Source organism: Virgibacillus xinjiangensis, from assembly GCF_042643145.1.
GTDB lineage: Bacteria > Bacillota > Bacilli > Bacillales > Amphibacillaceae > Virgibacillus_O > Virgibacillus_O xinjiangensis.
The window spans coordinates 167,466-192,475 of record NZ_JBHRSA010000046.1; the positions used below are offsets into that span (position 1 = coordinate 167,466).

Consider the following 25,010-nt stretch of genomic DNA (forward strand, 5'->3'; position numbering starts at 1 on the left):
AACGATGGAATATCATAAAGAGAAGCACCTGAAAGATCCAATCTTCCAGGTGCTTCTCTAATTAGTTGCAAGATAGAGCTTGTTTTCTTTGAAAAAGCTACTTTTTAAGCATTTCAAAGACTTGGTCGACATCTTTATCTCCCCGGCCGGAGAGGTTGACAATGATTGATTCATCTTGTGACAGCTCTTTAGCCAACTTCATGGCATGGGCTACAGCATGCGAGCTTTCCAATGCAGGGATGATACCCTCCACTTTGGATAGTTCCTGGAACGCTTCGAGCGCCTCCTGCCCACTAGCTGTTACATATTCGCCACGTCCGCTCATTTTCAAGTGGCTATGCTCTGGTCCAACCCCGGGGTAATCGAGCCCGGCAGCGATCGAATAGGTGGGTTCTGGTTCACCATTTTCATCCAGCAGTGTCAAAGATTTATAGCCGTGCAGAACGGCAGGCACTCCCTTAGAAATGGTTGCTGCCTCTTCCGGTTCCACTCCGATCAGCCTTACTTGGTCCTCCTCGATATAATTGGCAAATGCCCCAATGGCATTGCTCCCTCCGCCGGTACAAGCAATTACTGCAGCAGGAAGCTTTCCTTCCTTATCAAGAATTTGACGTTTGGATTCCTGGCTGATCACTGCCTGGAAGTGTTTGACGATACTAGGGTATGGATGGGGTCCAACTGCTGAACCAATTAAATAGAAGGTGCTTTCAGAATTAGCAACAAGATCTTCCAATGCTGCATCCACAGCATCCTTCAGCCTTCCCTGCCCCTTGTCGACAGCGACCACTTCGGCTCCAAGGAGCTCCATACGGAAGACATTGAGTTTCTGCCTTTCGGTGTCGACTTTTCCCATATATATGCTGCACGGGAGGCCGAACATAGCAGCAGCTGTAGCTGTAGCCACACCGTGCTGGCCTGCTCCGGTCTCAGCAATGATGCGGGAAGCCCCCATGCGTTTTGCCAGCAGAATCTGCCCAATGACATTGTTGATTTTATGGGCGCCTGTATGATTGAGATCCTCACGCTTCAGATAGATTTTCGCTCCTCCGACTTTCTCTGTCAGATTTTGGGCGTATGTCAAAGGATTTTCTCTTCCGACATATTCTTTTAAGTAATAATCATAGTCTTTCAAAAAATCAGGGTCATTCTTATAAGTTTCAAAGGCTTCTGCAATTTCATCCAATACCTTTTTTAAGTCATCCGGAATATAGCTTCCGCCAAACTCACCGAACATCCCATTCTCTACTGTACTCTTTTCTATACTCATCTCTCATTCTCTCCTCTATCTTGAATTGAACTCTAGCCTCTATTCTATTTTGTTTTATTCTAACATGTGGTCTCAGATTATCAATAGATATGGCGAGGAACATCTGCTCATTTGCTGTATATAATATGATTAACCTTAGTGGTTTAATATGCTTTAATAAGTGGAGTTGATGACGATGGGCAGGGAATTCATCGGGATATTTGAGGATTGGGCAGAAGACTATGATAGGAGTGTGTATGGGGGAGATTCCCAATATGCTGCTGTCTTTCACAAATATGAATACATTTTAAGGGAAGTGGCAGATCGGGTAAAAGGTAATGTCCTGGAGTTTGGGACAGGAACAGGGAATCTCTCTAAAAAAATATTGGATGCTGGTCATGAGGTGGTGGGAATCGAACCTTCCAGCAGCATGAGGAAACTGGCGGCGAGGAAGCTTCCGGAACTAATGGTGCTGGATGGCGACTTTCTTCACTTCCCGGAGATCCATGAACAGATCGATACCATTGCCAGCAGTTATGCCTTCCACCATTTGACTCAGGACGAGAAGGAGAAAGCTGTCCGCCAATTCTGGAGGATACTGGCGCCAAATGGGAAAGTGGTAATCGCGGACACCATGTTTGTATCAGATGGGGCACATGAACAGGCCATAGAAAAAGCTAGAAAACAAGGGTTTCTGGAGCTGGCGAGTGATCTGGAGAGGGAATATTATCCGCTTACAGGGCAAATGGAAGAATTATTTGCGACAAATGGCTGGCAGGTGCGCCTTCATCGTATGAATGACTTTGTATGGCTACTGGAAGCAGAAAAATGAAGGAATTCCGGTCAGACGGATACTCATAACCTGGCAAAGGGAGAGAGAGGAAATGGCAGTACTTCGTTCTGTTCATGAACTTATAGGTGAAACGCCTTTAGTGGAAATAACCCATTTTCCACTACCCAAGGGTGTTCGGCTATTGGCAAAATTAGAAGGGTTCAACCCTGGGGGTAGTGTGAAAGACCGATTGGGCAGGAAATTGATGGAGGAGGCATTCAATGCAGGGAGGCTTCGGCGGGGCGGGACAATCATTGAGCCTACAGCCGGTAACACGGGGATCGGCCTTGCTCTTGCTGGCCTTCAGAAGGATATTCGGATTATTTTTTGTGTACCTGAGCAGTTCAGCATGGAGAAACAGTCGATCATGGAGGCATTGGGTGCGGAGATTGTGCATACCCCGCAGGAAGAAGGGATGAAGGGTGCCATCCGTCGAACAGAAGAGCTTTTGGAAGAGATTCCCGGAAGTTGCTCCTTTCGGCAGTTTTCCAATACGGCTAACCCTTTGGCCTACTATGAAACAATAGGTCCAGAGATTTGGGGAGACTTGGAAGGAGCAGTTGATGTCTTCGTTGCCGGTGCGGGTACCGGTGGGACCTTTATGGGTACTGCCAGGTATCTCAAAGAAAGGAATCCGAATATCCGGACATCCATCGTGGAGCCTGAGGGTTCGATTATCGGCGGAGGAAAACCCGGTCCACATCTGACTGAGGGGATCGGTATGGAGTTTCTCCCTGACTTTATGGACAGAAAGCTGATGGATGCTGTCCATACTGTCGCGGATGCAGATGCCTTTCGGATGGTGAGGGAGCTTGCTCGAAAGGAAGGACTGCTGGTGGGGAGCTCTTCCGGCGCAGCCATGTATGCCTCTCTCAAAGAAGCCGAGCATGCGCCAGCCGGCTCGACTGTGGTAACTATATTTCCAGATGGTAGTGACCGTTATTTAAGCAAGAGAATTTATCAGGATAAATGGGAGGAGACAGCTAAGTGAGGGACAAAACAAAAATGATTCATGGAGGGATCAGTAAGGATGAACGGACGGGTGCTGTGTCGATACCCATCTATCAAGTCAGCACCTTTGAACAGGAAAGTGCTGGTCAACATAGAGGCTATGAATATTCTCGGACCGGAAATCCGACAAGGCATGCATTAGAACGATTGATTGCTGATTTAGAGAGTGGGGAAGACGGGTTTGCCTTCGCATCAGGGATGGCGGCTATTACGACCGTCATGATGCTGATGGACGCAGGAGATCATATCTTGTTGACGGATGATGTTTACGGTGGCTCCTACCGGTTGATGAGCAAGGTGTTGAACCGCTTCCGCCTGCATCACAGCTTTGTCGATACGAGCATGCCGAGCGAGGTGGAAAAGGCTATCACGAAAGATACCAAGGCCTTGTTTATTGAGACCCCAACGAACCCGTTGTTGAAGATCACGGATATTGAACAAATGGCCCGGATTGCCAAGAAACATGGTTTACTGTTGATTGTAGATAATACATTTGCCAGTCCATACTGGCAAAGGCCATTGGAGTTGGGAGCGGATATTGTGCTGCATAGTGCGACCAAATATATTGGCGGGCATAGTGATGTAGTAGCGGGCCTTGTTGTCGTAAAGGACAGCGGAATCGCTGAAAAGCTCCATTTCATACAGAATTCAACTGGAGGTATCCTTGGACCACAGGATGCATGGCTGTTGATGCGGGGAATGAAAACCCTGGCTTTGCGAATGGAGGCTATTGAGAACAACAGCACCAGGATTGCAGACTATCTCGAAGAACATCCAAAGGTTTCTGCTGTCCATTATCCCGGATTGAAGAGCCATCCCGGGCACAATACGGCTAAGGGGCAGGCCTCCGGCTATGGCGGAATGCTGTCATTCGATGTTGGTACAGAAGAAGCGGCAGACAGACTGATTTCCAAGTTGAACTACTTTACTCTTGCAGAAAGTCTCGGTGCCGTGGAAAGCTTGGTATCGGTTCCTGCAAAGATGACCCATGCGTCCATTCCTGCAGCAAGAAGGAGAGAACTAGGCATCACAGATGGCCTCATCCGTCTCTCTGTCGGCATAGAGGATGGAGACGATCTTATTGAAGATCTTGCACAGGCTTTGGAGTAGAGAAGGCAGCGTTTCCCGCTGCCTTTTCTATTTGATTTTAAAGAAATAGCGGTGATAGGTAGTAGAAAAATTGACTGTAAAAAGAGGAAATTGGCTAAGCCGTAAAGAAGTAAATTAGCAGAACCAAGATAAAGGCGTCAAAGGATGGCCGTACTTATCGGGGAGGAGAAACAATGATGGAACAACTGCTATTCGATCATATGGAAAAAGTTCGGAAAATCACCCTTCAATCCATATCCCGCATACCAGAAGAGGCAGCAGATCATATTCCAGAAGGTTTTCGCAACAATATCCGTTGGAATTTTGGGCACATTGCTTTTATTCAAGAAAAGCTTGCATATGGGGTGCTTGGAGAGGAAACGAAAATACCCGACAGATTTGCCGGATTTTTTGCCCCTGGCACCAGCCCTTCCGACTGGGAAGGAAAGCCACCGTCCTTGGAAGAAATAGAACAGGTGCTTACGGAACAATTGGAACGGATCAAAGGTACACACCATGGGCGGGTGGAGGATGAACTTCCAGAGCCATTCACAAATTCAGCAGGGATTACGTTCTCTACAGCAGGGGAAACGTTGATGTTCAACTCCTTCCATGAAGGGATGCATTTAGAGGCAGTCAAGCAGATATACAGGCAATGGAAGCTGCAATCACAGAGGAAATAGGCCATATAATCCCCCGGATTTATATGCGTGTTGTCAGGGGTCTTACTGTTTCCGCCGCTTTAACAAAAATCGTCCCCCGTTGTATTGCCCGGGGGACCTGTATCTATTCAATGTCGATTTGTTTATGGGCCGGTTTGCCCGGTGTCTTCTTCGGAACTTCCACATACAGCATACCATCTTCCAATTTGGCGGCAATGCCGTCCTCCTTCATATTACTGATGGGGAATTGCCGTATAAACTCGCCATACTGTCTTTCTTGCCGGAGAATTTTTGTCCCTTCATCGTATGCTTCTTTCTCTGACTGTCTTACCGCCCTGATGGTAAGGTTGTCACTGCCTGCTTCAATGGTTATATCCTCTTTGGAAAAGCCGGGAAGCTCCGCTTGGATATGATAGGCAGCCCTTGTTTCCTTTATGTCCACCCGAAACGAGCTGAATTTACCGTGCAATGGTGAGAAAACGTCATGCTCGAATACGTCTTTCAGTGACTTGGTGAGGCTCTGGAAAAGGTCCTCCCCCTTTTTGCGGTATGGTCTGAAATCAGACATTTGGATCCCCCTTCACCTAATTAAGATTACTCCATCTTTATTCTATGCGCGGGAATTGGCATTTGACCTTATGATTTAAGAGATGGGATGAACAGGGTTTTAATGAATGTTATTTTCAATTCAGAGGGGGAAAGGAATATAAGCTATGAAGAATTCCTGCCAGTCGACGAGTGTGATAGAGGAGGGTTGTTATGGAAGTGAAGATCAATGAAAATAGGCTGGTTCTTATGACAGGCGATATTACGGAACAGAGTACGGATGCTATTGTCAATGCAGCAAATGGTTCTCTTCTCGGTGGAGGAGGAGTAGATGGGGCCATCCACCGTGCTGCCGGAAAAGGATTGTTGGAGGCATGCAAGAAAATACGCAGCGATCGGTTGGATGGTAACCATCTGCCAACCGGGGAGGCAGTCATGACGGATGGGTATCACCTGCCTGCTCGGCATGTCATCCATACGGTCGGTCCGATCTGGAGAAAGGGTGAGGATCACCAAGAGGAAATGCTTGCCAACTGTTACAGCAATTCCCTGAGGTTAGCTGATGACGAAGGCTTGTCCAGTATATCCTTTCCATCCATTTCCACTGGAGTGTATGGGTATCCTGTAGAAGAAGCATCCATTGTCGCGATCCGCACGTTGGTGGCTTATTTGGGACAATGTTCATTTGGAGAAGTGAGGATGGTCTTGTTCTCTAAGGGGGACTGCCAGGTCTATGAACATGTTGTCAATCAGATGAAGAAAGAGTTGGGGTGACGTTTCACGTGGAACGGGAAGCTGCAAAGAACCTTTTTCCTTCCAAATTATTCATCTTTATTATAAATCTGCTAGAATTGAAAGGATATTTCTTCCCTTCCCTCGAAACAATATATTGAAAGATTCCTACAGGGTGTATTATCATGGAGACAATCTATCAGTGGAGGTTGTTGTTATGCAGGCAGTTGATATATGGGAGAAGATCAATGAGCGGGATTTCGAATTTGAGATCCACACGGTTCCAAAAAACCATCAGTCGCCCCTCTGGTTTGCCGTGCGTCCGACAGAGGATTGTCTGCTGGTAAAGCCGGCGACCTTCCGGAAGCCAAGTGTGAGTATATCTAAGGAAAGAAAGATCAATTACAAGGAATTTGAACGTGTTTTTGCCTTCTATCACCGCTGGCAAAGCGGGGAACCCGGGGTGAGGAAAGAGGCGTCCTATGTCTCTAAGAACACCGCCTATATATTTGCATTGATTGCCAGGTTTGAAAAACTGTTGGCAGAAAAAGTATAAAAGCAATTGCATCCTGGTGCGATTGCTCTTTTTTTATAGGAACAGGAAAGTGAAAGCAAGCAAAGCCTTAGGCACGGCCAGTACAGGATTCAGCATGTTTTTTCTCACCCACGCAAGATTGGTGCCGAAATCATCTGTAGGCTTTGATTTCAAAAAGGCCAATTCAAAGTTGCGTTTATTTTTCTCTGGAGTAAGGAAGACTACTACAAAAGGGATATTAAAAGGAGTGTTCCGCATGGATCAGAAAGATATTCAATCAACTGTGGAAAAGATTCTTCAGGAGAGTTCGGTAGGGACCATGGCTACCATCAAAGAGGATAAACCACATTCCCGTTATATGACTTTTTATCATGAGGGCATGAAACTCTATACACCGACAAGCAAGGATACGGACAAAATCGATGAATTGGAAGCCAATCCTTACACGCATATTCTGATTGGGTATGAAGGGGAAGGATTCGGAGATGACTATGTAGAGTATCAAGGCAAAGTGAGCCTCAATGATTCCGAGGAAATGCGGAGTCGATTGTGGACACACGATATGGAGATGTATCTGGAAGGACCGCATGACCCGAACTTCATCGTTCTTGAAATTGAGCCAGTTGCTGTTCGTCTAATGAATAAAACAGGACAGCCTCCACAAGAATTGGAGTTGTAGGAGATGAGGAAGCATACCCACATAATAGTTGGGTATGCTTTTTTAGAGTGAAAGGAGGATGAAATATGGATAAAGCAATATTTCTGGACCGGGATGGCGTCATTAATGAAGTACTGACAGACCGGGTGACATTTGTGAACACCCCGGAAGATTTTCACCTGCTGCCTGGAACAGGTGAGGCAGTCCAACTTCTGAATGCTGCCGGCTACAAGGTATTTGTGGTGACGAATCAGGGAGGGGTCGGTCTCGGCTTCATGGCAGAAGAAGCATTGAGAGAGGTACATATGAAAATGCAGGAAGTTCTGCGGAAAGAAAACGCATTAATTGATGATATTGCTTACTGTCCTCATAAGCCCTATGCCAATTGTGCGTGCCGTAAGCCGAAGCCTCAGATGATACTGGATTTAGCGGAGAAGCACCAGGTAAACCTGAAAGAAAGTTATATGGTAGGTGACCGTGAACCAGATATTCTTGCAGGAAGGGATGCAGGAGTAAGAACGATCCTGGTTGGTAATGGAGATTCTGGAGGAGTTGTTGCAGATTTTGTTTTTCCTGATTTACTAGCTGCTGCGAAGTGGATTGCCAGTTAAGGGGGGCTGTTAAACCAAGTCCGCTCCAATCTTAGCTGAAAGGTGTTGCGGGAATTTTGCATTATCTTTATAATAGTAAGCATTATCTGAGCAATCACAGGGGGAGATGCTGTTGCCAATAAATATACCGAAAGAACTGCCTGCTACGGAAGAGCTGAGACATGAAAAGATATTTGTCATGGATGAAGATCGTGCAAGGTCTCAAGATATCCGTCCACTGAATATACTGATCGTCAATCTCATGCCGGAAAAGGAACGTACGGAACTGCAGCTGCTTCGCCTATTGGGAAATACGCCGTTGCAAGTAAATATATCTTTTCTGCGGATGAAGACACATGAAGCGAAAACTACCAGCAAATCCCATTTGGATACGTTCTATGAAACATTCAGTGAAGTTAAAGACCGCCGCTTTGATGGAATGATCATCACTGGTGCTCCAATCGAACACCTTGCATTTGAAGAGGTGGACTATTGGGAAGAATTGACGGAAATCATGGAGTGGAGCAAGAACAATGTAACCTCTGTCTTGAATATCTGTTGGGGGGCACAGGCCTGCTTGTATTATCACTATGGTATCGGCAAATTCCCGTTGCCGAAGAAGCTCTCGGGGATTTATCAGCATCAGGTTGCTGACCAGACCATCAATTTGGTTCGAGGGTTTGAAGATGTATTCAATGCTCCACACTCTCGTTATACTGCGGTTTCTATGGAAGAGATTGAGGAAGATCCTCGTCTACTGCTTCTATCTTCATCGGAAGAGGCGGGTGCATTCATCATCTTATCCAAAGATGAAAAGCATATTATGGTGACTGGGCACTTGGAATATGATGCAGACACGCTGGCGGAAGAATACGCCCGTGATCTTGATAAAGGACTGGATATTGATGTCCCAGAAAATTACTTTCCAAATAATGATGTGAACCAAGATCCGTTGAATACTTGGAGATCCCATACACATCTGCTGTTTTCCAATTGGTTGAATTACTATGTCTATCAGCAGACTCCATACCAATGGAATTAGTGCTCCACTTTGCTTTTCAAGGGAAAAATGCTATTATAGTAGATATGAAATTACAGATAATTGAGTGAATTGTTTCTTATCCGGAGAGGCCGAGGGACTGGACCGATGAAGCCTCAGCAACCTGTCTTTCGACAAGGTGCTACGTCCAGCAAGCTGTATAAGCTTGAAAGATAAGAGGGATAAACTGTTTCTACAGGGTCTCTTCTTATGGAGAGGCCCTGTTTCATTACATACAACTCAGAAGGAGAGGAATACATAATGGCAGTAAAATTAGAGAAAAAAGCACCATTCAAAGGGGACCATGTGGGAAGCTTGTTGCGTCCGCAGAGGTTGAAACAGGCAAGATTGCAAAGAGCAAATGGAGAAATCACTGCAGAACAGCTGCGGAAAGTGGAAGACGAAGAAATCATCAAGCTGGTGGAAAAGCAAAAGGAAGCAGGATTGCAGTCCATCACCGATGGAGAGTTCCGCCGTTCTTGGTGGCATTTTGATTTCCTGGAAAATCTTGTGGGTGTGAAAGGCTATGATTCAGGGAAAGGAATCACCTTTGACGGAATCCAAACCAAATCCCGTTCCATCAAAGTAATCGACCGAGTGGATTTTGATGAAAGCCACCCATTCCTGGACCACTATAAATTTCTACATAACCAGGTAGGAGATCAACATGTACCAAAGATGACCATTCCGAGCCCGAATATGCTCCTGCTTCGAGGAGAGATAGATGAGGATGCCTATGGAGTAGAAGCCATTCTTCCAGACTTGACGAATGCATACAGGAAAGCTATCCAAGCATTTTATGAGGCTGGGTGCCGCTACCTGCAACTGGATGACACTTCTTGGGCTACTTTCTTATCGGAGAAAGGTCTTCAATCCCTTCGCGACAAGGGGTATGATCCAGAGAAGCTGCGGGATCTCTTCACACGCGCCATCAATGAATCACTCGAGGGGCGTCCGGATGATATGCTGATCACCATGCACATTTGCCGCGGAAACTACCGCTCCCATTATTTCAGTGAAGGTTCATATGCGGCTGTTTCCGAAATCATTTTCAGCCAGCTTCAGGTGGATGGGCTCTTCCTGGAATTTGATGATGAGCGTTCTGGTGGATTCGAGCCTCTGAAGCATGTGAAAAGAGATGACCTCCACGTGGTTCTCGGCCTGATTACTACCAAGGTCGGGGAGATGGAAGAGAAAGAAGAAGTCAAGTCGCGGATTTCCAGAGCTGCCGAGTACCTGCCATATGAACAGCTTGCTCTAAGTCCACAATGCGGCTTCGCCTCCACAGAAGAGGGGAATGATATTTCAGAAGAGGACCAGTGGGCCAAGATCCGCCATGTCCTGGAAGTCTCCGGAGAAGTTTGGAAATAAGAAGATAGGTTAGAAGATAGACCGCATAGGAGCCTGGTTGCCCTTTGCAGTCTTCTGGTACCTAGGATTTACACTAATACGAGTTCCCGCCAGTTGGTGGGCATGCCTCCAACTCAGCTGAGTGAAAAAGATTGGCCAACTAACAGGAAAAACCGGACAGCAATTGACTGCTGTCCGGTTTTGTTTTTTCTTGGTATCTATCATTTTTGCTATACTAGACTGTATGAAATGGAAATTGGAGTGAGCGCTCTTGCAAAAGTTCGTGAAAGTTATGCTGCATGTCTCGGTGCTATTCGGAATGTACTGGATAGGTACCCGTATTCAACAAGCATTTGATTTGTTTATACCTGGGAGCGTCATTGGCTTGGTACTGCTGTTTTCTTTGTTGATGGCCGGGATTGTCAAACCCCATTGGGTAGATGAGGGAGCACAGTTCGTGGTCAGGCATCTTGCATTGTTTTTCATCCCTGCTACAGTAGGTATCATGAATTATTTTGGTTTATTTGAGGGGGCTGGCTTTATGCTGGTACTCATTGCACTGGGCAGTACCCTGGTAGTGATGGTCGTATCCGGCCATGTCAGTCAATGGCTGGCCCGCAGGAAGTATCGAGAAAACAGTGAGGTTAGCTACACGAAGGAGGAAGGCAGCCATGGGTAATATCTTCATAGGTCTCATCGCCTTCCTAGCAACCGTTACCGTCTATTATCTTTCCCTCCGGATCTATTGGAGATGGACCTATACTTTTCTGGCTCCGGTGATCCCTTCTACCGTATTCATTGTGGTCTTTTTATTAGTATTCCAAATTCCTTATGAGACCTATATGATTGGCGGGGGCTGGATTAACTGGCTGCTTGGACCAGCGGTGGTGGCGTTGGCATACCCTCTGTATGAACAGCGTGAAACACTGAAGCGGCTTACAGTACCGATCCTGACTGGGACATTGACCGGAGCGGTTGCAGGTGTTGCAACCGGGCTCTTGCTGGCAAAGTGGGCTGGCGTGGACGAAACTATTATCTACTCCCTCATTCCTAAAAACTCCACCACCCCTGTAGCTATGGAAGTTGCTGCTTCTGCCGGTGGGATCAGGTCATTGGCCGCGGTGTTTGTCATGATTGCCGGGATCGGCGGCGCTATGCTTCATCGGTTGGTCCTGAAATATTCTGGTATTACGGATGAAGCGGGGAAAGGAGTCGGTGTCGGAAGTGCTAGTCACGCAATTGGTACAGCCATTGTAATGGAACGAAGCAAAATGGAAGGTTCAGTGAGCACTATTGCAATGGTGGTCAGTGCTGTTGCCGTCTCAGTCATCACCCCATGGTTTATCATGTGGTTGATGTAGCTGAGGATTGGCATGAGGATTCTTATATCAGCTGGAGAACTGATGGATCTGCTGCTTAAACCTGGATAATATAAGCATCTTTAATACCACATTCTTTAATTCCTTGGAGATGCATTTCAGCAGCAAGTCTTTTGGGAAATGCTGGTGTCTGGACACGATACCAGTTCCTCCCCTGGATATGCACTTTGCTGACGGATACATTGATGCTTGCTTTATGAAGTGTTGCAGACAGCAGCTGAGCATACTCTTTGTTATGGAATGATCCAGCGATAATCAAGTACTTATCCTTGCTGGTTGAGCCTTTTTTGTTTAAGGAGAAGGCCTTCTCTAACCCTAGAACATGCCCTTCAGCCACCTGTCTATACCACTCATTGGTCCTCATTTTGGCGGCGTCTCCCGGATGATCGATAAACCCGTTTTCTGTAAGTAATGCAGGCATGTTTGTTTCCCTTAACACATGGAAATCAGCCGATTTGCTGCCTCGGTCCCTTAGACCTGCTGCCTTGGAAATCTCCTTATGCATCACTTGTTGAATACCTGCCGTTCTTGACCAGGGAGCCAATTGATGATAAATAAAATCCTCATATCCGTTCCCCATACCCCCTGAAGCGTTACAATGAATCGAAAGGAAGAGGTCTGCCTTCCAACTGTTCGCTTCCTTCGTACGAGCGGCAAGACTTCTGCCCTCATATTGCGAACGGCTCATTTTTACTTTTACATCCCCATAGTTGTTTTGCAATAAGGATGTGATATGCGTGGTGATCGTCCAAACTACCTCTTTCTCTGTTAAACCATGGCCTACAGCTCCCGGGTCGTTGCCACCATGTCCCGGGTCCAGATAGATTTTCATAGGATATTCCTCCTTTTATAACTATAATCGATTGGAAAGGCATGAAAGGGGGGTATCCGTTAATACAAATGGCCGCTCCTGCATCAGCGGCTGTGGTAAACTTAGATTCACTGAGGGTAAAAGGAGGATGTATATGACTTTTTCTATTGCCGGCTATGATCCGCAGACAAAAGAGTTGGGTGTTGCTGTACAATCAAAATTCATCGGGGTAGGTTCTGTGGTTCCCTGGGCAGAGGCGGGTGTGGGTGCTATAGCGACCCAGGCGTTTGCCAACCCGGCTTATGGACCGGAAGGGCTCGCTCTTTTAAAAGAGGGAAAGACTGCACAGGAAGCGATTGATTTGCTGATAGAGCGTGATGAAGGAAGAGAAGACAGGCAGGTGGGGATAGTAGATGCTCTGGGAAGAGCAGCTACATTTACTGGTGGAAAATGCTTCAACTGGGCAGGAGGCATTACTGGTGAGCACTACGCTGCGCAAGGAAATATCCTTGTGAACGAAGAGACGGTAAAGGCGATGGGAGATACATTTGAGAATACTTCACGACCATTGGCAGAGCGCCTGCTGCTTGCGTTGGAGGCAGGTCAGCAAGCTGGTGGGGATAGTAGAGGGCAACAGTCTGCTGCTGTTTATGTGGTAAAGGAACAGGGAGGTTACCTTGGAGCAAATGACCGTTATATAGATTTGCGGGTGGACGATCATAAGGAGCCAATCAAGGAACTGATCCGGATCTATCATCTCCATCAACTATACTTCGGTACTACAGAGGCTGAAAATATACTGAAGATCGAAGGAGAGGTTCGACAAGAAATTGCCAACCAGCTTTACCGGTTGGAGTATACGGATACAGCACAGATGGATGAAGATACCCTGCATGAACGGTTGACAGCATTTATCCATACCGAAAATTTTGAAGGCAGGGAACTGGATAAAGGTAAAATTGACAAGGAAGTCCTGGATTTCATGAAAAGCTGCGGAGGTTAAAATAGATAAAGGGAAAGCCGTAACAGGCTTTCCCTTTTCAGGTCATTCAACGGTTGGACAATCCAATTTCCTCTGCGATCAAGCGGTAGCTTTTCCTCTTTTGGTCGATATCTGTTTCTAGAGATACAAGCATGATTTCGTCTGCCTGGTAGGTTTCTTGCAGTTCCTTCAGTTTCAACGCAACCTTGTCCGGTGTACCGATGATCATCCTTTTGCGGTTTCTCTCGATGATTTGGTCTTCCAATCCTACCGGCTGATGGTTTCTGGCCATATCAAAGGTAGGGAAGCCGCTAATTTTTTTCTCGTTTGCCATATATAAGAGAGAAAGGTCGTGCACGCTTGCTATTTTCTCTGCCTCCTCTTCTGTCTCCGCAGCGGCGGCAAACACTGCGACAATGACTCTTGGTTGCTGCTGTTTTTTGTCGGGTTTGAAATGATCCCGGTAATGTCGGACAGCGTCAGGTCCGTCCTTGGGAGTAATAAAGTGGGCATAAACAAAGGACAGCCCGTTTTCAGCAGCAAATTTTGCTCCATTTATACTGGTGGCAAGGTGGAAAACTTCAGGTGCACTTGCTGTGAGCGGGTTGGCCGATACTCCTGAAAGCCAATGGTCATCCGGCAGGTCGTCGTATAGAAAATGATGGAGATCCTTTACTTTATCTGGATAGCTTTCAGTTCCTCCCGTGGAATGGCCGTAGTGGATGGCCCTGGAGGATGCAGGCCTTCCACCTGCCGCCCTTCCTATCCCCACGTCGATTCTACCTGGCTCCAGTGCTTCCAGAATACGGAAGTTCTCGGCAACTGTGTAAGGACTGTAATGCGGCAACATGACGCCCCCTGTACCAATATGGATTGTCGATGTCCTGGCTGCCAAATAAGAGGCCAGCATTTCTGGGGAAGAACCCGCAAAAAAGGCTTCGTTATGATGCTCAGACACCCAAAAACGGTGGTATCCCGATTTCTCTGCATCCTCAGCCAGCAGTACAGTGTTTCTAAGTGCTTCTGCCTGTGATTGTTCTACTTGAACTGGTGACTGGTCCAAAATGCTCAACTTCATTTGGTAAACTTCCTTTTCCTGCTCATTTGTTTTCATTTTCGATTTTTTCGTTCTGGTATGGTTCGTCTTTCTCCGTTTGTTCCATTTTTACTCTTTTCGGTTTCTTCTTTTTCTTCTTCGGTTTATCCATATCACCGATCAATACTCTCTTTGCGAGCGGCCTATTCTCTTTATCACTTAGCACATAAAGAGTGTCACCATGCAAAATGACAGTATTACCGGTTGGTGTAAGCAGCTTTTTCCCTCGAGTTATACCAATAACAAGCGTATCATCAGGCAAATCCAAATTAGTCAGCGACTTGCCGACTGCTGGAGTCTCTTTGGTCACCGTCACCTTCATGATTTCCGAGTCGGTAGTTCCCAGGTTGATCAACTCAATGCTGGCGCTGGCTTGGTTATCATTGATGGTAAGCCCCAGCTTGGTGGCCAGCCAGGATAAGGTGCTTCCTTGTACGAGGGCAGAGAACAGTACAACGAAGAAGACTGCATTGAAGATGAGGTGGCTGTTTTCCACTCCCGCCAGTACAGGATACGTAGCAAGAACGATTGGAACAGCTCCCTTCAGCCCTGCCCAGGAAATGAATACCTTTTCTTTTGTATTGTATTTCATGAAAGCCATGGTTACGAAGGTGGCAACGGGTCTTGCAATGACCATCAGTACTAATGCAAGCAGTATTCCTTCCCAGAATACTTCCGCCAGTTGGGAGGGAAAGACCAGCATCCCCATAAGGATAAACATGACAATCTGCATCATCCATGCGAATCCTTCATTGAAACGGAGAATGGTGAAACGATGGGTCAAATCATTGTTCCCGATAAATACAGCCATTACATAAACTGCAAGGAGCCCACTCCCATTAAGATAGTCGGTAACAGCATAAGTAAAGATGGCTGAGCCCATCGCCAATACTGGATAGAGACCGGAAGTGTCCAGCTTGATATGATTGATGATAAGTACGGTCACTTTTCCAAAAAGCAGCCCGAATAGCAGGCCGAGCCCCATCTGGAGAAAGAAACTGCCGACAGCCATCCAAATCGACGCATCCGGCATTTGAATAAGTTCAATTAAGGCTACCGTCAAAAATACGGCCATCGGGTCATTGGAACCTGATTCTGCTTCGAGTGTCGCTGTCAGACGCTTATCAAAGTTCTTGCTTCCCAGTACGGCGAACACCGCAGCAGCGTCAGTAGATCCGACAATCGCCCCGAGAAGCATACCTTCCAACAGCGAAAAGTCGAATACATACATGGCAGCAAGCCCCGTCATGGCCGAGGTCAACAGTACACCGACAGTGGCAAGGCTTCCCGCAGCACCAAGTACTGGTCGTATATTGGACCATTTAGTTTGGGTTCCCCCATCGAACAGGATAATAATCAATGCCATGATTCCTATCAGCTGGGTAAGTTTGACATCATCAAAGGATAGGTAGGTATTGACCAGCATCCCGGCAAGGAGGAAAAGTACCAGGGAAGGCAGGCCTAAACGAGAAGAGAATTTTGTGGTGAAGACGCCGACGATCAGCATGAGTGAAAATAACAGTATTATCGCACCTGTAGTCATATCCAAAGGCAACAATCCTTTCATTAAAGAGACAATCTAAAAAGGTTCATAGTATAATTATAATTTTATCTTTGCAAAAAAACAAAGATTCTACCCAGGCCATTGCCTGACTTTACCAGAATTGCTGTTCAGTATAATATAATGTGGAGATGATTTTCAGCCAAGGGGGGAGTAATATGGAAAATATGACACTGGGGTCGTTGCTTGATGTCATTGGTGAACTTTTCTCTGATGAGATCTCCATTGCGGTCTCCAATCAGGACAAATATGTCTATTATCGGCCCAGTAAGCGGGTCGATTTAAAAATAAGGCCGGGAGACCCTATCAAAGAAGGGACACTGGCACATAAGGCACTCACTTCAGAACAAAAGGTTTCTGAATTTATAGATCGTAGTGTGTACGGGGTTCCCTATCATGGCATGGCAGTGCCTTTTCATGATGGAGAAGAGTTGGAGGGGTGCGTCCTTGCCATATATCCTGCATTCACGGAGGGTAAATCCGTACTCACCGTGAAAACCAATGATGGCTGGCGGCCGATTCCTTTTTCAGAAGTGAAATACTTGGAGGTCCGGGAGCGGAAGACCCATGTAGTATCCAAGGAGGTTTCCGGTACCCATAAAAATGCACTCCAGGAGTTTGAATACATACTGCCGCGTGATTTCTTCATCCGCTGTCATCGTTCCTTTATCGTTAATGTCCAGCATATCAGGGATATCTATCCGGACACACATTCCACATTCGTGTTGGAAATGGACGACGGAGCACAAGTGCCTGTCAGTCAGACGTATGCCAGCTATTTCAGGAAATTGTTGGATTTCTGACAAAACTATTCTATTTTATGCCGCTTATTCCGTCGCTCATTCCATAATTTTGTGACTTCTTCAAAAATCTCCTATCAAGAAAGCGTTTCCGGTAACATAAGTACCAAACACTATGGAAGAGGGATGAGACATGGAGAAGACCTATGATCGAATAAAAGACCCTCGTTTACAGGATCGGGTCGTGTCGGCGGAGGAAGCGGCATCCTGGATCCAGGATGGGATGACACTTGGCTTGAGCGGCTTTACCCGGGCAGGGGACGCAAAAGCTGTACCATCTGCACTAGTGGATCGTGCAGAAAAGGGAGAAGCATTCAAAGTGAATGTCTTTACCGGGGCATCACTTGGATCAGATATTGATAAGCAGTTTGCAGAAGCAGGAATCGTCAACAAACGTCTGCCTTTCCAAGCAGATGCATCGATGAGGAAAGAGATCAATACAGGCGGGCATCTGTTCGTCGATCATCACCTTTCCCATACGTCCGAGCTTCTCCGGGGTCAAGTGCTTCCGGAAGTTGATTACGCAATAGTGGAAGCGATTGCAATCAAGGAAGACGGGATGATCATCCCGACAACATCCATTGGAAATTCGCTGGCATTTGCAGAAAATGCCAAATCCATCATTGTTGAAATCAACACAGCGCAGTCCGAACAACTGGAAGGGGTGCATGATTTATATAGCCCAGGCAAACAGGGAGAACGGCAGCCTATTCCGGTGGTCCAGCCTGATGACCGTATTGGTACAGAAGGGATACCGGTGGAATGGGAAAAGGTGAAAGGAATTGTATTCACTCATCAGGGAGACTCTCCTTCCACCATTGTGAAGCCGGATGAGGAAACAAAAATCATGGCTGACCATCTGCTTGATTTTCTGCGTGGAGAAGTTGCTGAGGACAGACTTACAAAGCAGTTGGCTCCTTTGCAGTCTGGCATCGGATCCGTTGCCAACGCAGTATTGCATGGGATGGTGGACTCGGAATTCAAGAATCTGCAGGTTTATTCCGAAGTGCTGCAGGACGCAGTCTTTGATCTGATCGATGCAGGCAAGGTCGATTTCGCTTCCTGCTGCTCCATTACCTTGTCACAAGAAAAGATGGAGCAGGTGTTCAAACATTTTGAGGATTACCGAGATAAGCTTGTCATGCGTCCTCAGGAAATCTCCAACCACCCGGAAATTATCCGTCGGCTTGGTTTGATTTCCATCAATACCGCACTGGAATTTGATATCTATGGCAATGTGAACTCTACGCATGTCAGCGGAACAAAAATGATGAATGGCATCGGCGGGTCAGGTGACTTCGCACGAAATGCCCGTCTGGCCATCTTTGTTACCAAGTCCATTGCCAAAAATGGAGATATTTCAAGTATCGTCCCATTCGTTTCTCATGTCGATCACACAGAACATGATGTGGATGTAGTCGTCACTGAACAAGGCTATGCGGACCTCCGAGGACTGGCACCAAGGGAGCGGGTACCAATGATCATTGAAAATTGTGCCCACCCATCCTACCGCAAGCAGTTATGGGATTATTACCAGGAGGCATTGGAGCGCGGAGGGCAGACACCTCATGTGCTTGAAAAAGCCTTCTCCTGGCATGTCAATTTTGCAGAGCATGGCACCATGAAAGAACAGCTCGTTGGGCAGAACTAGCTGTTGATGAAAGTAATTGATAAACTTAGGGGTTAGTTTATATAGCAGCCGGTTTTCCTTATGGGGAGGGAAAACCGGCTTTTTCGGTTCCGTACACTACTGAGGGATGGTTCTCACTGGTCAGTTTCCTGTGAACCATGTATAATAGCCTTTCGAATCAATGATAATAAGGGAGCTTTTCAATGGCAAAACAAGGTTCACTTCCATTTACCGTTGGAAAAACGGACAATTTCTTTGACCGCCTTGGTGACTATGTTGGAGATGTCTTTTATGACATTCTGCCAGAACAAGGCTACGAGCTGCGAGATGAACAGATCTATATGGCCTTCCAGCTGGAACAGGCCTTTAAAAATAAACGAACAGTTTTTGCAGAAGCTGGTGTAGGTACGGGGAAGACATTCGTCTATTTATTGTATGCAATTTGTTATGCACGTTATAAAGGAATCCCGGCGGTTATTTCCTGCGCAGACGAAACGTTGATAGAGCAACTGGTGAAAAAAGGCGGCGACATCGATAAGCTGGAACAAGCGCTTGGGTTATCAGTGGATGTACGCTTGGCCAAAGCACGGGAAAATTATGTGTGTATGAAAAAACTTGATCCATTGGCACATGAGACGGAGGACGAAGATATCCTTCGGGTATATGATGAAATCCCTGATTTTGTATTTGATCAGGGAATCTCCATGCAAAAGTTCGAGCGTTATGGCGACCGCAAGGAATATCCGTGGGTGCCTGATGAGAAGTGGGAGGCTATTGCGTGGGATCCGCTGCAACAGTGTTCTACTTGTGATTGGCGCCACCGCAGCGGTCAAACACTAAACCGCGAATATTACCGCCATGCACAGGACCTAATTATTTGCAGCCATGATTTTTATATGGAACATATATGGACCAAGGATTCCCGTAAACGTGAGGGTCAAATGCCCCTTCTTCCGGAGGCGAGCTGTGTTGTCTTTGATGAAGGCCATCTTCTCGAATTTGCGGCCCAAAAAGGGTTGACCTACCGATTCAACTTTCATGCCCTTCATAATGTGCTGACAGGCTATATGGGCCAGGATGTCCGGGAGGAATCACTGATGCTGGTAGAAGATATTCTCGAACAGCATGAAGATTGGTTTGGCCGGTTGGCTAGACAAGCTGCTCGGGTGGAAGGTTCCAGCCGTATGGATGTCAGCATGACACCAGATATGCTGGAAACGGCCCGCAGCCTCCACAGTAAAGTGAATCAGCTGCTGGAACAGCTTGTTTTTGATGCAGAGCTATTTACCATGGATGATTATCACATCAAGATCATCGAGGAGTACTTGGAATTCTTCTCTTATGGATTATCGGTACTGTTGAAAGACGATGAAGGCATCTACTGGCTGGAGGAGAATGAAACGGAAAGCAGTCTGGTCATCATGCCGCGTCTGGTGGAAGAAGTGCTGCGCAAAGAAGTATTTTCCAAGGACATTCCGTTCATCTTCTCCTCTGCGACCCTCGCACAAGACGGTGACTTTTCCTATTTGGCGGACAGCCTCGGGATAAAACAGCCAGAAACCTTTTCGGTGGAATCCCCATTTGATTACGAGGCTAATATGAAGGTGAATGGCCACTTGGAAACGGACCAGACAGAGAAGTGGCATAGAATTGGGGAACAAATGAAAGGAAATAACGGAGGTTCCTTGGTATTATTCTCTTCCCAGGAAGAAATGGAAGACTTCCGGAGATGGGCGGAGGGAATGGATTGGCCTTTCCCTGTGCTGTATGAAGGGGATAAGGAGATCAGCACCATGGTAAGACAATTCCAGTATGATGGATCGGCCGTCCTCTGTGCCTTTCATATGTGGGAAGGGCTCGATGTACCTGGAGAGTCTTTGAGTCAGGTCATCATTTCCTCTCTTCCATTTCCGCCAAGGGATCCTGTCTTTCGGGCCAAACGGAAACATGCAGAGGACCCGGAAAGGCAGGTCGACCTTCCATACATGCTGTTACGACTGCGCCAGGGAATTGGCCGTCTGATCCGTACGAGCGAAGACAAAGGCATCATCCAACTATGGTTGAAGCAGGATGAAAAGCGTGCATACCAGCAGGCAGTTGAGCGAGTAATGCCAGTGGAAATGGAATGGCAAAGCTGAATAGGAACGCTTAAAGCACATGGCAGGGGTACTGCCATGTGCTTTTTTAATGGGTCTTCTTGTTCTATATGACATTTGTCATGTGCAAGTCCTGACAGGTATGCCTTCATAAATAATCTTTGACGGGGTAAGCTTTTAATAGAGATTTCGTGATGATCGGAGGATATTATGAGTAAACAAAAACAAGCACAATTGAGGAAAAGCGTTGCAGCGTTTGCTAAGTCTGACACTAGGACGGGGGTTGTTCAGCTGGTCAACACCATAGTGCCATTCCTGGTTCTTTGGTTTCTTGCCTATAAAGGCCTTTCTGTATCTATATGGCTAGGCATGGCTCTGGCTGTAGTGGCAGCTGGGTTCGTCATACGTATTTTCATCATTTTCCATGACTGTACTCATGGATCCTTTTTAAAGAGTTCAAAAGCCAACCGGGTGGTCGGGACGATCACTGGCATCCTTACCCATTTCGCTTTTGAAAAGTGGAAAAGGGAACATGCTATACACCATGCGACCAGTGGTAATCTTGACAAGCGTGGGACCGGGGACGTTTGGGTCATGACAGTGGATGAGTATATCCATGCTTCTTTTGCCGGCAGGCTTGCATATCGGTTGTATCGTAATCCATTGGTTATGTTCGGGCTGGGACCGTTGTACCTTTTCCTGATCTCAAACCGGTTTAATCGGAAAAAACCGAAGAAGAAGGAAAGGTGGAATACGTATCTTATTAACGTATCGATTGCATGCATCTATGGGTTGATGATTGGCTTGGTCGGCTGGCAGGCTTTCCTTCTGATACAGATGCCAATTCTGTTTGTAGCAGGTGCTGCAGGGATATGGCTGTTCTATGTACAGCATCAATTTGAAGACTCCTATTTCGAGAATGAGGATGAATGGAATTTCGTCAAAGCAGCGGTTGATGGCAGCTCTTACTATAAGCTTCCTAAAGTGTTGGAGTGGATCACCGGCAGTATCGGCTACCACCACGTTCATCATCTCAGTCCGAAAGTGCCGAATTACCATCTCGAGGAAGCACATGCATCTACACCACCGTTGGAGAAAGCTACAACTATCACATTTCTCTCGAGCCTTCAATCCATCCGATTCCGTCTATATGACGAAGAACATAAAACATTCGTGAGTTTTAGAGAAATTAAACACCGCTTGAAGAAAAGAAAAATCAGCCTGCAGGTGAGCAGCCAGATTTCAACACTGCAGGAAAAATGATAATCCATGAAGATACCCTTTCTCATATGGGAAAGGGTATTCTTTTTGTTATACTTTAAAGAATAAGAGGGGGGGACGACAGCCATGCAGAGCTGGTATCATATCATACCAAAAAATACAGGGCTGAGTGCATTTGCATGGATCATCTTTTGTCTACTGCCGTTTTACTTTGTGTTTCGTTCATCATCGACAATTGAGATCGTGCTCGGAATCATTATGATTCTTCTCTTTTTCGGTACATACCGTATATCTTTCCTATCCAGGGAGCGAAAATGGACAGTTTATCTATCTGTCAGCATCAATATCCTGATCAGTATGGTCATGACAATTATTTGGGGTTTTGTTTATTTCTCTTTGTTCCTGGCTTTTTATATCGGAAACATCCAACATAGAGGTGGGTTTATATCCCTATACGTTGTTCATCTCGTGTTCACCATCTTTTCAGTGGCTGTGAGTGTGTTTACGCAAAGTGAAATTTTCACCTCACAGCTGCCATTTATCGGGATTGCTGTAATCGGCGTCATTTTGCTCCCGCCTGTTCTTCACCATCGCAATAAACGGGAAAGACTGGAGGAGGAGCTGGAGGCTGCCAATGAGAAGATATCCCGACTAGTGGTGATCGAGGAACGGGAACGGATTGCACGCGACCTTCACGATACACTGGGCCAAAAACTGTCCCTCATTGGATTGAAAAGCGATTTGGCAGCAAAGCTGATCAACACGAAGCCAGAGGCTGCAAAAGCGGAGATAGGAGACATTCATCAAACAGCACGAACAGCATTGAAAGAAGTCCGCGAAATGGTTTCCAGCATGAAGGGATCAAAACTCACCGACGAAATTCTCCGGGTGAAAGAGCTGTTGAAGGCAGCTGGAATTGAATGCCATCTGCATGGGGAACTGGAACTCCACCACTCTTCTTTGCTCATCGAGAATGTATTGAGCATGTGTTTGCGGGAAGCGGTCAACAATGTGGCTAAACATAGCAATGCTACGGTTTGTCATATAGTGGTCGTAGAGTCCCCGGCTGAAGTTTCCCTCCGCGTACGGGATGACGGCAAAGGCATGGGTGAGACAACGTTTGTAGAGAAGAATGGGATCAGGGGTATGAAGGAACGGCTGGAATTTGTCAATGGAAAGCTGAGCATAAGGGAGAAGGAAGGGACCTTGCTGGATATACAGGTGCCGATTTCGACCGGTAAAGAATAAGGAGGTACAGAGCATGATCCGGATAGTAATTGCAGAGGACCAGGGGATGCTGCTGGGGGCTTTGGGTGCTCTGCTTGATTTGGAAGAGGATATTCAAGTCGTAGGAAAAGCGGGAAATGGAGAAGAAGCCATTTCACTGGTGAGAGAGTATAACCCGGATATATGCCTGATGGATATTGAAATGCCGGTTAAAAGTGGTTTGGATGCAGCAGAGGAATTGAAGGATCATCCCTGTAAGGTTATTGTCCTGACTACTTTCGCTCGAGCAGGCTATTTCAACCGGGCAAGGAAGGCTTCTGTCAGCGGCTATCTGCTGAAAGACAGTCCAAGCGATGAGCTGGCTGAAGCGATCCGCACTATAATGGCGGGAAGAAAGGTATATGCACCAGAGCTGGTCGATTTGGTCTACCAAGAAGAAAACCCGCTGACAGAGCGTGAAGAACAAGTGATCCGGCTGATTGCAGAAGGAAAAAATACAAAAGAGATTGCAAACGAGTTGTTTTTGACGACGGGTACGGTGCGCAATTATGTGTCTGTCATCCTGGATAAGTTAGGTGCAGGTAATCGGATAGAAGCAATTTCTCTTTATAAGGAGAAGGGTTGGCTGAAGTAGCATTATCTATTCTCCATATGATGTATAAATTCATGGGAAACACAGATGCTAGAGATGTGCGGACAAAGTTGATTGGGCACAAACCATGAATTTGTTAGGAGGATGGCAATGGGAGTTATGAGTGGTAACCCTCAAGACGAACCGATGCACTATGGCGAAGTGTATGGTATATGGTCTTCAGTACTCGCTACCCATGAAATGATTGCAGGGTATCAGACCATGCTTAACCATGCAGGTGATGAAGATCTCATTCAATTGATAAAAGAAGCGATACAAATGGGGCAGCAGGAAGTGAAGGAGCAAGAATCATTCCTGAAGCAGAATGGTGTGGGACTTCCACCGGCTCCTCCAGAGAGACCTGAGGCCAATCTGGATGAAATTCCGGCAGGAGCGCGTTTTCAAGATCCGGAAATTGCTGCATCCCTTTCAGCCAATACAGCTGCAAGCCTGGTTGCATGCAGTAAGATGATGGGGCAGTGCATCCGGGAAGACATTATTGCAATGTACGGACAGTTCCATACCCAAACAGCTGCTTTCGGAGGGAAGGTCCTCCGTACGAACAAGGAAAAAGGATGGTTGATTCCTCCTCCCCTCCATCAGCATGGGACAGAATAAATATCATCATAAATGCCATCTAAGCAAACTGCTTAAGTTGGTGGACCGCTCCATTTTAAAGAATACCAATTCATCAGAAATTGGTATTCTTTTTTGGTTGCAACCATCCCATCGGGTAAAATGAAGGGATAGTAAGTAACTCAATAACAGCGCGGGAGAGAAGTACATGAAGCCATTTACTAGTCAGGTGATCCATATCATCCAACAGATACCCCCAGGAAAGGTGATGAGCTACGGGCAGATAGCCAAGGTGGCAGGGAGCCCAAGGGCAGCCCGTCAAGTAGTCCGAATCTTACATTCCATGAGTGCTAAATACGATTTGCCGTGGCATCGAGTCATCAATGCAAAAGGGCAGGTTGCCATGCGGGAAGAGAATGCATTTGAACAACAGAAATTCCTTCTGGAAGAGGAAGGGGTGGAAGTGACTGCAGGAGGGGTGATTGATTTGGACGAGTACCAATTTCATATCGAAAACTGCATCCCAGATGAAGAGGGATAGAAGCTCAACCAGCAGAGGATCGTCAGACTAAATAGGTGTCTCTTGGAAAGGCAAGAATGAGCACCACCTATATGTAACCAGTTGACTTCCAACTGGATGTTTGCAATAATTAAATCAATTGAATACTGGTACCTTTAAATCAGTCCAGAGAGGCTGGCAAGGACAGCGG

General features: G+C 46.5%; 26 protein-coding genes and 1 riboswitch. Of the genes, 21 read left to right on the forward strand and 5 right to left on the reverse strand.

Annotated elements, in window-relative coordinates; translation table 11 throughout:
* Window positions 1-97: 97 nt before the first annotated feature.
* Complete coding sequence (trpB, locus tag ACFOGI_RS12835) at window positions 98-1,267, reverse strand: tryptophan synthase subunit beta (RefSeq protein WP_390273240.1); 1,170 nt, start codon at window positions 1,265-1,267, stop codon at window positions 98-100.
* A gap of 175 nt (window positions 1,268-1,442) precedes the next feature.
* Here trpB and ACFOGI_RS12840 point away from each other — a divergent pair, with 175 nt between their 5' ends.
* The 4 genes from ACFOGI_RS12840 to ACFOGI_RS12855 all read left to right on the forward strand — a co-directional run bounded on the left by ACFOGI_RS12840 (window position 1,443) and on the right by ACFOGI_RS12855 (window position 4,861).
* Complete coding sequence (locus ACFOGI_RS12840) at window positions 1,443-2,078, forward strand: class I SAM-dependent methyltransferase (RefSeq protein WP_390273243.1); 636 nt, start codon at window positions 1,443-1,445, stop codon at window positions 2,076-2,078.
* Window positions 2,079-2,130: 52 nt separating this feature from the next.
* Window positions 2,131-3,069, forward strand: a complete 939-nt coding sequence (locus ACFOGI_RS12845) for a PLP-dependent cysteine synthase family protein (protein WP_390273246.1) — start codon at window positions 2,131-2,133, stop codon at window positions 3,067-3,069.
* Window positions 3,066-4,199 (forward strand): bifunctional cystathionine gamma-lyase/homocysteine desulfhydrase, encoded by a 1,134-nt coding sequence (locus ACFOGI_RS12850; protein WP_390273249.1) that lies wholly within the window; start codon window positions 3,066-3,068, stop codon window positions 4,197-4,199. The genes ACFOGI_RS12845 and ACFOGI_RS12850 overlap by 4 nt, the downstream gene beginning before the upstream one ends.
* Before the next feature lie 173 nt (window positions 4,200-4,372).
* The gene (locus ACFOGI_RS12855; protein WP_390273250.1) at window positions 4,373-4,861 is read left to right on the forward strand and encodes a DinB family protein; all 489 of its coding nucleotides are present in this window, start codon (window positions 4,373-4,375) and stop codon (window positions 4,859-4,861) included.
* Window positions 4,862-4,964: 103 nt separating this feature from the next.
* Here the strand turns inward: ACFOGI_RS12855 and ACFOGI_RS12860 are convergent, their stop codons facing one another.
* Window positions 4,965-5,408: an Hsp20/alpha crystallin family protein gene (locus ACFOGI_RS12860; RefSeq protein ID WP_390273252.1), complete on the reverse strand. Its 444-nt coding sequence runs from the start codon at window positions 5,406-5,408 to the stop codon at window positions 4,965-4,967.
* Between the two features lie 191 nt (window positions 5,409-5,599).
* Between ACFOGI_RS12860 and ACFOGI_RS12865 the strand changes: the two genes are divergently transcribed.
* The 8 genes from ACFOGI_RS12865 to ACFOGI_RS12900 all read left to right on the forward strand — a co-directional run bounded on the left by ACFOGI_RS12865 (window position 5,600) and on the right by ACFOGI_RS12900 (window position 11,651).
* Window positions 5,600-6,160 (forward strand): O-acetyl-ADP-ribose deacetylase, encoded by a 561-nt coding sequence (locus ACFOGI_RS12865; protein WP_390273255.1) that lies wholly within the window; start codon window positions 5,600-5,602, stop codon window positions 6,158-6,160.
* Between the two features lie 175 nt (window positions 6,161-6,335).
* Window positions 6,336-6,674, forward strand: coding sequence for a hypothetical protein (locus ACFOGI_RS12870; protein ID WP_390273258.1), 339 nt, complete (start codon window positions 6,336-6,338; stop codon window positions 6,672-6,674).
* Window positions 6,675-6,909: 235 nt separating this feature from the next.
* Window positions 6,910-7,332, forward strand: coding sequence for a pyridoxamine 5'-phosphate oxidase family protein (locus tag ACFOGI_RS12875; RefSeq protein WP_390273260.1), 423 nt, complete (start codon window positions 6,910-6,912; stop codon window positions 7,330-7,332).
* A gap of 65 nt (window positions 7,333-7,397) precedes the next feature.
* On the forward strand, window positions 7,398-7,922 hold the full coding sequence (locus ACFOGI_RS12880) for a D-glycero-alpha-D-manno-heptose-1,7-bisphosphate 7-phosphatase (RefSeq protein WP_390273262.1): 525 nt from the start codon (window positions 7,398-7,400) through the stop codon (window positions 7,920-7,922).
* A gap of 112 nt (window positions 7,923-8,034) precedes the next feature.
* Window positions 8,035-8,943 (forward strand): homoserine O-acetyltransferase MetA, encoded by a 909-nt coding sequence (gene metA, locus ACFOGI_RS12885; RefSeq protein WP_390273265.1) that lies wholly within the window; start codon window positions 8,035-8,037, stop codon window positions 8,941-8,943.
* Window positions 8,944-9,016: 73 nt separating this feature from the next.
* Window positions 9,017-9,120: riboswitch (SAM riboswitch) on the forward strand.
* Window positions 9,121-9,201: 81 nt separating this feature from the next.
* Window positions 9,202-10,311 carry a 5-methyltetrahydropteroyltriglutamate--homocysteine S-methyltransferase gene (locus tag ACFOGI_RS12890; RefSeq protein ID WP_390273267.1) on the forward strand — a complete coding sequence of 370 codons (1,110 nt, stop codon included), beginning with the start codon at window positions 9,202-9,204 and terminating at the stop codon, window positions 10,309-10,311.
* 250 nt (window positions 10,312-10,561) lie between these two features.
* Window positions 10,562-10,969: a CidA/LrgA family protein gene (locus tag ACFOGI_RS12895; RefSeq protein ID WP_390273270.1), complete on the forward strand. Its 408-nt coding sequence runs from the start codon at window positions 10,562-10,564 to the stop codon at window positions 10,967-10,969.
* Window positions 10,962-11,651 carry an LrgB family protein gene (locus ACFOGI_RS12900; protein ID WP_390273272.1) on the forward strand — a complete coding sequence of 230 codons (690 nt, stop codon included), beginning with the start codon at window positions 10,962-10,964 and terminating at the stop codon, window positions 11,649-11,651. Before ACFOGI_RS12895 ends, ACFOGI_RS12900 begins: the two co-directional genes overlap by 8 nt.
* A gap of 55 nt (window positions 11,652-11,706) precedes the next feature.
* Here ACFOGI_RS12900 and ACFOGI_RS12905 read toward each other — a convergent pair whose 3' ends face one another.
* Window positions 11,707-12,501, reverse strand: coding sequence for an N-acetylmuramoyl-L-alanine amidase (locus ACFOGI_RS12905; RefSeq protein ID WP_390273275.1), 795 nt, complete (start codon window positions 12,499-12,501; stop codon window positions 11,707-11,709).
* Between the two features lie 133 nt (window positions 12,502-12,634).
* Here ACFOGI_RS12905 and ACFOGI_RS12910 point away from each other — a divergent pair, with 133 nt between their 5' ends.
* Window positions 12,635-13,483 carry a DUF1028 domain-containing protein gene (locus ACFOGI_RS12910; RefSeq protein ID WP_390273278.1) on the forward strand — a complete coding sequence of 283 codons (849 nt, stop codon included), beginning with the start codon at window positions 12,635-12,637 and terminating at the stop codon, window positions 13,481-13,483.
* A 46-nt stretch (window positions 13,484-13,529) separates the two neighbouring features.
* Here ACFOGI_RS12910 and ACFOGI_RS12915 read toward each other — a convergent pair whose 3' ends face one another.
* Together ACFOGI_RS12915 and ACFOGI_RS12920 are read right to left on the reverse strand one after the other, a co-directional pair.
* Complete coding sequence (locus ACFOGI_RS12915; RefSeq protein ID WP_390273281.1) at window positions 13,530-14,540, reverse strand: LLM class flavin-dependent oxidoreductase; 1,011 nt, start codon at window positions 14,538-14,540, stop codon at window positions 13,530-13,532.
* Between the two features lie 22 nt (window positions 14,541-14,562).
* Window positions 14,563-16,101 carry a potassium/proton antiporter gene (locus ACFOGI_RS12920; protein WP_390273497.1) on the reverse strand — a complete coding sequence of 513 codons (1,539 nt, stop codon included), beginning with the start codon at window positions 16,099-16,101 and terminating at the stop codon, window positions 14,563-14,565.
* 176 nt (window positions 16,102-16,277) lie between these two features.
* Between ACFOGI_RS12920 and ACFOGI_RS12925 the strand changes: the two genes are divergently transcribed.
* The 8 genes from ACFOGI_RS12925 (at window position 16,278) to ACFOGI_RS12960 (ending at window position 24,841) form a co-directional block, all read left to right on the forward strand.
* Window positions 16,278-16,922 carry a LytTR family DNA-binding domain-containing protein gene (locus tag ACFOGI_RS12925; protein ID WP_390273284.1) on the forward strand — a complete coding sequence of 215 codons (645 nt, stop codon included), beginning with the start codon at window positions 16,278-16,280 and terminating at the stop codon, window positions 16,920-16,922.
* Between the two features lie 130 nt (window positions 16,923-17,052).
* Window positions 17,053-18,570 (forward strand): acetyl-CoA hydrolase/transferase family protein, encoded by a 1,518-nt coding sequence (locus tag ACFOGI_RS12930; protein ID WP_390273287.1) that lies wholly within the window; start codon window positions 17,053-17,055, stop codon window positions 18,568-18,570.
* Window positions 18,571-18,752: 182 nt separating this feature from the next.
* The gene (locus ACFOGI_RS12935; RefSeq protein ID WP_390273289.1) at window positions 18,753-20,687 is read left to right on the forward strand and encodes an ATP-dependent DNA helicase; all 1,935 of its coding nucleotides are present in this window, start codon (window positions 18,753-18,755) and stop codon (window positions 20,685-20,687) included.
* Window positions 20,688-20,855: 168 nt separating this feature from the next.
* A complete protein-coding gene (locus tag ACFOGI_RS12940) occupies window positions 20,856-21,908 on the forward strand; it encodes a fatty acid desaturase (protein WP_390273292.1) in 1,053 nt (350 codons plus the stop codon).
* A gap of 84 nt (window positions 21,909-21,992) precedes the next feature.
* Entirely contained in the window at window positions 21,993-23,114 is a 1,122-nt protein-coding gene (locus ACFOGI_RS12945) for a sensor histidine kinase (protein WP_390273294.1), read from the forward strand.
* 13 nt (window positions 23,115-23,127) lie between these two features.
* Window positions 23,128-23,727 (forward strand): response regulator, encoded by a 600-nt coding sequence (locus ACFOGI_RS12950; protein ID WP_390273297.1) that lies wholly within the window; start codon window positions 23,128-23,130, stop codon window positions 23,725-23,727.
* Window positions 23,728-23,835: 108 nt separating this feature from the next.
* Window positions 23,836-24,342 (forward strand): DUF3231 family protein, encoded by a 507-nt coding sequence (locus ACFOGI_RS12955; RefSeq protein WP_390273300.1) that lies wholly within the window; start codon window positions 23,836-23,838, stop codon window positions 24,340-24,342.
* Window positions 24,343-24,508: 166 nt separating this feature from the next.
* Window positions 24,509-24,841: an MGMT family protein gene (locus tag ACFOGI_RS12960; RefSeq protein ID WP_390273303.1), complete on the forward strand. Its 333-nt coding sequence runs from the start codon at window positions 24,509-24,511 to the stop codon at window positions 24,839-24,841.
* Window positions 24,842-25,010 lie beyond the last annotated feature (169 nt).